The sequence below is a fragment of the Vibrio sp. YT-19(2023) genome (genome assembly GCF_033337395.1).
Genome location: NZ_JAWOQN010000045.1, coordinates 22,452 through 30,622, shown reverse-complemented (window position 1 = coordinate 30,622; position 8,171 = coordinate 22,452). Strand labels below are relative to the sequence as shown.

The window sequence follows — 8,171 nt, the reverse complement described above, 5'->3', positions numbered from 1 at the left end:
GTCTACGTTTCGCGATCCGTGAAGGTGGCCGTACAGTAGGTGCTGGTGTTGTTGCTAAGATCTTCGACTAATTCATAGCGAATTAGCGATGCTTTCGGAAAATCTTGAATTAGATTTGACGAACCAGTAGCAAAAAGGGCATCATTTGATGCCCTTTTTCTGCACTCAACATTATTTTTGCTGTTTTCTTGTTCAGAAGTGGGTTGGGCGCAGAGCAAGATTAAGCAAAGAGGCTTAATCTTAAGAAGAGTACGCTGATTTTTTCAGCGATATGGAGTTTGCCCTGCAACAGCGGGGTTGTTGTCGTCTATATTAAGACTTGTAACAGGTTGGTTTTATGAAAGCAAATAATGCTGAAACTCCTGATAGCTCAAACGCAGCAGATACGTTTAAGTGGGTAGCCGCTTTCGTATTGGCAGCTGCCGCTGTTGTGGGTAATTACCTGTATGGTGAAATGTCTGTAGTGGTTCGTGCTGCAGGCGTTGTTGTTCTTATTGCAGCTGCCTTAGGCGTTGCAGCAACAACGACTAAAGGTAAAGCAGCGATCAGTTTTGCAAAAGAATCTCGTATGGAAGTACGTAAAGTTGTTTGGCCTACTCGCCAAGAAACCATGCAAACAACACTGATCGTTTTAGCTGTAAGTATTGTAATGGCTCTAGTGCTATGGGGTATTGACGGAATTATGGTTCGTCTAGTAGCTCTAGCAACTGGGGTATAGAGGGTTTTTATTCATGAGTGAAGCTCCAAAAAAACGCTGGTATGTGGTTCAAGCCTTCTCTGGATTTGAAGGTCGTGTAGCTCAATCTCTGCGCGAGCATATCAAAATGCACGGCATGGAAGAGCTATTCGGTGAAGTACTGGTTCCTACTGAAGAAGTAGTGGAAATGCGCGCGGGTCAGCGTCGCAAATCTGAGCGTAAGTTCTTCCCAGGTTACGTCCTTGTTCAGATGATTATGAACGATGAATCATGGCACCTAGTACGCAGTGTGCCGCGTGTCATGGGCTTCATTGGTGGTACCTCAGACCGTCCGGCACCTATCACGGATAAAGAGGCTGACGCGATTCTTAATCGTCTTGAGAAAGCGAGTGAAGCGCCTCGTCCGCGTACAATGTACGAAGCGGGTGAAGTGGTACGTGTTAACGAAGGTCCATTTGCTGACTTCAACGGTACGGTTGAAGAAGTGGATTACGAGAAGAGCCGCCTGAAAGTGTCTGTATCGATCTTTGGTCGTGCGACACCAGTTGAGCTTGAATTTGGTCAGGTTGAAAAGCTGGACTAAGACTCTTCGTTAAAGAGTATAAAAAATCACCTTTTTAGGGTTGTATAAGGCGCGGATTATGACTATAATTTCGCGCCTTTTTACTTCAAGTGAAGTAAAAAGTTTCTTACACAAACGGGGAGCTGATCCGCGATTAGCGTTTGTACCCAAACTTAGGAATTATCATGGCTAAGAAAGTTGAAGCTTACATCAAGCTACAAGTTGCTGCTGGTATGGCTAACCCTAGTCCACCAGTAGGTCCTGCACTAGGTCAACACGGTGTGAACATCATGGAATTCTGTAAAGCGTTCAACGCAAAAACAGAATCTATTGAGAAAGGTCTACCAACTCCAGTAGTTATCACAGTATACAGCGACCGTTCTTTCACGTTCGTAACTAAGACTCCACCTGCTGCTGTTCTTCTTAAGAAAGCTGCTGGCGTTAAGTCTGGTTCAGGTCGTCCAAACACTGAAAAAGTTGGTACTGTAACTGACGCTCAAATCCAAGAAATCGCAGAAACTAAAGCTGCTGATATGACTGGTGCTGACATCGAAGCGATGAAGCGTTCTATCGCTGGTACTGCTCGTTCAATGGGCCTAGTGGTAGAGGGTTAATAAGATGGCAAAACTAACTAAGCGCATGCGCGTAATCCGCGAAAAAGTTGACGTAACTAAAGAATACGAAATCAACGAAGCTGTTGCTCTTCTTCAAGAACTAGCGACTGCTAAATTCGTTGAGTCTGTAGACGTTGCTGTTAACCTTGGCATTGATGCTCGTAAATCTGACCAGAACGTACGTGGTGCAACTGTACTACCTCACGGTACTGGCCGCGAAATCCGCGTTGCAGTGTTCACTCAAGGTGCTAACGCTGAAGCAGCTAAAGAAGCTGGCGCAGACATCGTAGGTATGGAAGATCTTGCTGAGCAAGTTAAGAAAGGCGAAATGAACTTTGACGTAGTTGTTGCTTCTCCAGATGCAATGCGCGTTGTAGGTCAACTAGGTACTATCCTAGGTCCTCGCGGTCTTATGCCAAACCCTAAAGTTGGTACTGTAACTCCTAACGTTGCTGAAGCAGTTAAAAACGCTAAAGCTGGTCAGGTTCGTTACCGTAACGACAAAAACGGCATCATCCACACTACTATCGGTAAAGCAAACTTCTCTGCTGAGCAGATCAAAGAGAACCTAGAAGCACTTCTAGTTGCTCTGAAGAAAGCTAAGCCATCTTCAGCGAAAGGTACTTTCCTGAAGAAAGTAAGCATCTCTACTACTATGGGTGCTGGTGTTGCTGTTGATCAGGCTAGCCTGAACACTCAAGCATAATTTATTTGCTTAGGCGCAAAATTAGTGTATAATTTTGCGCCTAATATTTGTGGTTGGGGCTGAACTTTGGTTCTTTGAACTGTCTCCTAGTTCGAAATGAATTAAGACCCAGTCTCCGTCCAAGACCGTAGGTGTTTGTGTAAAAGCAAACTTAATTATCCTACGTAGATGGTGCCCGAACTGACAGAAAGCTCTATGTAATATAGTTAACTTTCTTCTGGGGAAGCACCTCAATAGCTCTCACTGTCGTGATGATAGTGAGTGGTGTAACGACAACCAGGAGTAAATCCAAGATGGCTTTAAACCTTCAAGACAAAAAAGCAATTGTTGCTGAAGTCAACGAAGCTGCCAGTGGTGCACTTTCTGCAGTTGTAGCTGATTCTCGTGGCGTTCAAGTTGGCGCGATGACTTCTCTACGTAAACAAGCTCGTGAAGCTGGCGTTTACATGAGAGTTGTTCGTAACACTCTTGCTCGTCGTGCGGTTGAAGGTACTGAGTACGAGTGTCTAACTGACACTTTCACTGGTCCTACTCTAATCGCATTCTCTAATGAGCACCCAGGTGCTGCAGCGCGTCTTTTCAAAGACTTCGCTAAAGAGAACAAAGATTTCGAGATCAAAGCTGCTGCATTTGAAGGCGCTTTAACTGACGCTGAAGTACTAGCAACACTACCAACTTACGACGAAGCAATTGCACGCCTAATGATGTGCATGAAAGAAGCTTCGGCTGGCAAGCTGGCGCGTACTATCGCAGCTATCCGCGATCAAAAACAAGAAGCAGCGGCATAAGCCTTGCTTTTTACTGGTTGCTTAATAAACTTATTGTTGACTTAAAAGAGAATTGTTATGTCTATTACTAACGAGCAAATCCTAGACGCAGTTGCAGAAATGTCTGTAATGCAAGTTGTTGAACTAATCGAAGCAATGGAAGAGAAATTCGGTGTTTCTGCTGCTGCTGCTGTTGTAGCTGGCGGCGCTGCTGCAGGCGAAGCTGCTGCTGAGCAAACTGAATTCGACGTAATCCTAGAAGCTGCTGGCGGTAACAAAGTTGCTGTAATCAAAGCAGTACGTGGCGCAACTGGCCTAGGTCTTAAAGAAGCTAAAGCTCTAGTAGACGGCGCTCCAGCACCTCTTAAAGAAGGTGTTGAGAAAGCAGAAGCTGAAGCTCTTAAAGCTCAGCTAGAAGAAGCTGGTGCAACTGTTGCTGTTAAGTAATTATTGCATAGTTTCTTAGCCTAACGGCTAATTGGCTGGTGGTTTTTTAACCACCGGCCTTTTTGCGCTGTAGGGTATAGGCGAATTTTCCCGCTGTTTAAGCGCCTGATATCCATGCAAAAAACATTTCATTCTTACGAAATGAAATGTCACTACAGTAAACAGCTATATTAGTCACTGTCCTTTACCCCCCTTAAGTAACTAGGAGCGGGCGGACAGTTTGGGTCACTTATCAGCGAGCTGAGGAACCCCATGGTTTACTCTTATACCGAGAAAAAGCGCATCCGTAAGGACTTTGGTACTCGTCCACAAGTTTTGGACATTCCATACCTGCTATCGATCCAGCTCGATTCGTTCGACAAATTTATCGAACAGGATCCTGAAGGTCAATACGGTCTTGAAGCCGCTTTCCGTTCTGTATTCCCGATTCAGAGCTACAACGGCAATTCTGAGCTGCAATACGTTAGCTACCGTCTTGGTGAGCCAGTTTTTGACGTTAAAGAATGTCAAATCCGCGGTGTAACTTACTCAAAGCCACTACGTGTAAAACTACGCCTAGTTATCTTTGATAAAGACGCGCCAGCAGGTACTGTAAAAGACATTAAAGAACAAGAAGTCTACATGGGTGAAATTCCACTCATGACAGACAATGGTACCTTCGTAATCAACGGTACCGAGAGGGTTATCGTATCCCAGCTGCACCGAAGCCCAGGCGTGTTCTTCGACAGCGATAAGGGTAAGACCCACTCTTCAGGTAAAGTTTTATACAACGCACGTGTTATTCCTTACCGTGGTTCATGGCTTGATTTCGAGTTTGATCCTAAGGATAACTTGTACGTTCGTATCGACCGCCGTCGTAAGCTACCAGCATCGATCATCCTTCGTGCACTAGGTAAGTCGACAGAAGAAATCCTAGATATCTTCTTCGAGAAAGTGAACTTCGAAGTGAAAGACCAAACTCTATTGATGGAGTTGGTTCCTGATCGTCTACGTGGTGAAACTGCGTCATTCGACATCGAAGCAAATGGTAAAGTTTACGTTGAGCAAGGTCGTCGCGTAACAGCTCGTCATATCCGCCAACTAGAAAAAGATGGTGTTGATCACATCGAAGTACCAGTTGAGTACATCGTAGGTAAAGTTGCATCAAAAGATTACATCAATGAAGCAACAGGCGAGATCATTGTTAACGCTAACCAGGAAATCAGCCTGGAAGCACTAGCGAACCTATCTCAGGCTGGCCACAAAGCGCTAGAAGTTCTATTCACGAACGATCTAGACCACGGTCCATTCATTTCAGAAACACTACGTATCGACAGCACGGTTGATCGTATTTCTGCATTGGTAGAAATCTACCGCATGATGCGCCCTGGTGAGCCGCCAACAAAAGAAGCTGCAGAAGCTCTATTCGAAAGCCTATTCTTCTCTGAAGAGCGTTACGATCTATCGACTGTTGGTCGTATGAAGTTCAACAGCTCTATCGGCCGTGAAGATGCTCAAGAGCAAGGCACACTTGATGAAACTGATATCATCGAAGTGATGAAGAAGCTGATCGCGATCCGTAACGGTAAGGGCGAAGTGGACGATATCGACCACCTAGGCAACCGTCGTATCCGTTCTGTAGGCGAAATGGCTGAGAACCAGTTCCGTGTAGGTCTAGTACGTGTTGAGCGTGCAGTTAAAGAGCGTCTAAGCCTAGGCGATCTTGACGCAATCATGCCTCAAGACTTGATCAACGCGAAGCCAATTTCTGCGGCAGTTAAAGAATTCTTTGGCTCTTCACAGCTTTCACAGTTCATGGACCAAAACAACCCGCTATCAGAAGTAACGCACAAGCGTCGTATTTCTGCATTGGGTCCTGGCGGTCTAACTCGTGAACGTGCTGGCTTCGAAGTACGTGACGTACACGTAACTCACTACGGTCGTCTATGTCCTATCGAAACGCCTGAAGGTCCAAACATCGGTCTGATCAACTCTCTATCTGCGTTTGCGCGTTGTAACGAGTACGGTTTCCTAGAGACACCATACCGTCGCGTTGTAGATGGCGTAGTAACAGACGAAGTAGATTACCTATCTGCAATCGAAGAAGGCCAATTCGTTATCGCACAGGCGAACGCTAAGCTAAACGAAGATGGTACTTTTGCAGATGAGCTGATCACAGCTCGTCAGAAAGGTGAATCTGGTCTACACCCTCGTGAGCACGCTCAGTACATGGACGTTGCGACAAACCAGGTTGTATCTATCGCTGCATCGCTTATCCCGTTCCTAGAACACGATGATGCGAACCGTGCATTGATGGGTGCGAACATGCAACGTCAGGCAGTTCCAACACTGAAAGCTGACAAACCGCTTGTTGGTACTGGTATTGAACGTAACGTAGCCGTTGACTCAGGTGTAACTGCAGTTGCTAAACGTGGTGGTGTAATCCAGTCAGTAGATGCTTCTCGTATCGTTGTTAAAGTTAACGAAGAAGAGCTAGTACCAGGTGAAGCTGGTATCGACATCTACAACCTGACTAAATACACACGTTCTAACCAGAACACATGTATTAACCAGCGCCCATGTGTGATGCCAGGTGAGCCTGTATCACGCGGTGACGTTCTTGCTGATGGTCCTTCAACAGACCTTGGTGAACTAGCGCTTGGTCAAAACATGCGTATCGCGTTCATGCCTTGGAACGGTTACAACTTCGAAGACTCGATCTTAGTATCTGAGCGCGTAGTTCAAGAAGACCGTTTCACGACTATCCACATCCAAGAACTGACTTGTGTGGCGCGTGATACTAAGCTTGGTTCTGAAGAGATCACAGCGGATATTCCAAACGTAGGTGAGTCTGCTCTGTCTAAACTAGACGAGTCAGGTATCGTTTACATCGGTGCTGAAGTTAAGGGTGGCGACATCCTAGTTGGTAAAGTTACACCTAAAGGTGAAACTCAGCTAACGCCTGAAGAGAAGCTACTACGTGCAATCTTCGGTGAAAAAGCATCTGACGTTAAAGATACTTCACTACGTGTACCTAACTCTGTATCAGGTACGATCATCGACGTTCAAGTCTTTACTCGCGATGGCGTAGAGAAAGACAAGCGTGCGCTTGAAATCGAACAGATGCAGCTTAAAGAAGCGAAGAAAGACCTAACTGAAGAATTCCAGATTCTTGAGGGCGGCCTTCTAAACCGTGTTAAAGCTGTATTGATTGAAGGCGGTTACTCTGAAGCGAAACTAGACACAACTGATCGTAAGAAGTGGCTAGAACTAACGCTAGAAGATGACGCACTACAAACTCAGCTTGAGCAACTTGCTGAGCAGTGGGATGAGCTAAAAGCTGACTTCGATAAGAAGTTCGAAACTAAGCGTCGTAAGATCACTCAAGGTGATGATTTAGCACCTGGCGTCCTGAAGATCGTTAAGGTTTACCTAGCGGTTAAACGTCGCATTCAGCCTGGTGATAAGATGGCGGGTCGTCACGGTAACAAGGGTGTAATCTCTAAGATCAACCCTGTTGAAGACATGCCATACGATGAGAAAGGTCAGCCTGTAGACATCGTACTTAACCCACTGGGTGTACCTTCGCGTATGAACATCGGTCAGATCCTAGAAGTACACTTAGGTCTGGCAGCGAAAGGTATCGGTGACAAGATCAACCAGATGGTTAAAGAGCAGCAAGAACTAGCGAAATTCCGCGAGTTCCTACAAAAAGTTTACGATCTAGGCGACACTCGCCAGAAAGTAGACATTGCTTCTCTATCTGATGATGAAGTACGTACTCTGATCAAGAACTTGCGTGGCGGTCTACCAATCGCGACTCCTGTATTTGATGGCGCTCCAGAAGAGTCAATCAAAGCACTTCTTGAGCTAGCAGATCTACCAACATCAGGTCAGTTAACACTGTTTGATGGTCGCACAGGTGATGCGTTTGAGCGTCCTGTAACTGTTGGTTACATGTACATGCTGAAACTGAACCACCTTGTTGATGACAAGATGCACGCTCGTTCAACTGGTTCGTACAGCCTAGTAACTCAGCAGCCACTAGGTGGTAAAGCTCAGTTCGGTGGTCAGCGTTTCGGTGAGATGGAAGTATGGGCACTAGAAGCATACGGTGCTGCTTACACGCTACAAGAAATGCTAACGGTTAAGTCGGATGACGTTAACGGCCGTACTAAGATGTACAAGAACATCGTAGACGGTAACCACAGCATGGAACCTGGCATGCCAGAATCGTTCAACGTACTGTTGAAAGAGATCCGCTCGCTAGGTATCAACATCGAGCTAGAAGACGAAGAGTAATCCTTTTCTCTCTTGATGAAAGTCGAGAGAATCAAAGCGATTATTTGGAAGAAGGTGCTCACTTTAGCGAGTGAGCTCCTTTTAACTCCTTACAGGA

The 8,171-nt window shown here is 45.8% G+C and carries 7 protein-coding genes and 1 pseudogene; all 8 read left to right on the top strand.

Annotated elements, in window-relative coordinates:
• Positions 1-71: pseudogene (locus R7E78_RS22045) on the top strand (elongation factor Tu); the annotation flags it as partial.
• A gap of 266 nt (positions 72-337) precedes the next feature.
• Complete coding sequence (gene secE, locus R7E78_RS22040; RefSeq protein ID WP_005384680.1) at positions 338-718, top strand: preprotein translocase subunit SecE; 381 nt, start codon at positions 338-340, stop codon at positions 716-718.
• A gap of 13 nt (positions 719-731) precedes the next feature.
• The gene (nusG, locus tag R7E78_RS22035) at positions 732-1,280 is read left to right on the top strand and encodes a transcription termination/antitermination protein NusG (RefSeq protein WP_005384681.1); all 549 of its coding nucleotides are present in this window, start codon (positions 732-734) and stop codon (positions 1,278-1,280) included.
• A 164-nt stretch (positions 1,281-1,444) separates the two neighbouring features.
• Positions 1,445-1,873, top strand: coding sequence for a 50S ribosomal protein L11 (gene rplK / locus R7E78_RS22030; protein WP_005384682.1), 429 nt, complete (start codon positions 1,445-1,447; stop codon positions 1,871-1,873).
• Between the two features lie 4 nt (positions 1,874-1,877).
• Positions 1,878-2,579 (top strand): 50S ribosomal protein L1, encoded by a 702-nt coding sequence (rplA, locus tag R7E78_RS22025; protein ID WP_005384683.1) that lies wholly within the window; start codon positions 1,878-1,880, stop codon positions 2,577-2,579.
• Between the two features lie 293 nt (positions 2,580-2,872).
• Positions 2,873-3,367 (top strand): 50S ribosomal protein L10, encoded by a 495-nt coding sequence (gene rplJ / locus R7E78_RS22020; RefSeq protein ID WP_005382538.1) that lies wholly within the window; start codon positions 2,873-2,875, stop codon positions 3,365-3,367.
• A gap of 57 nt (positions 3,368-3,424) precedes the next feature.
• Positions 3,425-3,793 (top strand): 50S ribosomal protein L7/L12, encoded by a 369-nt coding sequence (rplL, locus tag R7E78_RS22015; protein WP_005382540.1) that lies wholly within the window; start codon positions 3,425-3,427, stop codon positions 3,791-3,793.
• Between the two features lie 252 nt (positions 3,794-4,045).
• Positions 4,046-8,074 carry a DNA-directed RNA polymerase subunit beta gene (gene rpoB / locus R7E78_RS22010; RefSeq protein WP_262640741.1) on the top strand — a complete coding sequence of 1,343 codons (4,029 nt, stop codon included), beginning with the start codon at positions 4,046-4,048 and terminating at the stop codon, positions 8,072-8,074.
• The last annotated feature ends 97 nt before the right edge of the window (positions 8,075-8,171 follow it).

Excerpts from the sequence above, each read along its gene's own strand:
- secE (WP_005384680.1), top strand. The coding sequence starts at position 338 with ATGAAAGCAAATAATGCTGAAACTCCTGATAGCTCAAACGCAGCAGAT.
- nusG (WP_005384681.1), top strand. The coding sequence starts at position 732 with ATGAGTGAAGCTCCAAAAAAACGCTGGTATGTGGTTCAAGCCTTCTCT.
- rplK (WP_005384682.1), top strand. The coding sequence starts at position 1,445 with ATGGCTAAGAAAGTTGAAGCTTACATCAAGCTACAAGTTGCTGCTGGT.
- rplA (WP_005384683.1), top strand. The coding sequence starts at position 1,878 with ATGGCAAAACTAACTAAGCGCATGCGCGTAATCCGCGAAAAAGTTGAC.
- rplJ (WP_005382538.1), top strand. The coding sequence starts at position 2,873 with ATGGCTTTAAACCTTCAAGACAAAAAAGCAATTGTTGCTGAAGTCAAC.
- rplL (WP_005382540.1), top strand. The coding sequence starts at position 3,425 with ATGTCTATTACTAACGAGCAAATCCTAGACGCAGTTGCAGAAATGTCT.
- rpoB (WP_262640741.1), top strand. The coding sequence starts at position 4,046 with ATGGTTTACTCTTATACCGAGAAAAAGCGCATCCGTAAGGACTTTGGT.